Source organism: Rhizobium sp. Rhizsp42 (assembly GCF_047304155.1).
Classification (GTDB): Bacteria; Pseudomonadota; Alphaproteobacteria; order Rhizobiales; family Rhizobiaceae; genus Rhizobium.
The window spans coordinates 1-274 of sequence record NZ_JBGLYS010000144.1 but is presented as its reverse complement, the minus strand read 5'-3'; the positions used below and the strand labels follow the sequence as shown (position 1 = coordinate 274).

Below are 274 nucleotides of genomic sequence, written 5' to 3'. Positions count from 1 at the left end.
ATCGTAAACCTCTCCTCCATCCTGGGGCAGAAGGGCGGCAGCATGCACTCGGCTTACTGCACGTCCAAAGGCGCGGTGCGGCTGATGAGCAAGGCCCTGGCGGTCGAGCTGGGCCGGTCACAGATCCGAGTGAACTCGGTGCATCCGGGCCTGGTGGAAACGCCGCTGGGCATCGGCTCGATGCAGGACTTGATCAGCCACGGCGTGCCGTTGCCGTCCATCGAGGCTGCGGTGGGCATGGTGGCGCAGCGCACGCCGCTGGGTCGCATGGCTC

At 66.8% G+C, this 274-nt stretch carries 1 protein-coding gene; it reads left to right on the top strand.

Going from position 1 to position 274, the window contains the following annotated elements:
* Window positions 1-42: 42 nt before the first annotated feature.
* Window positions 43-274: SDR family oxidoreductase (locus ACCD05_RS31875; protein WP_413397680.1), on the top strand; the 232-nt coding region annotated here is incomplete at its 3' end.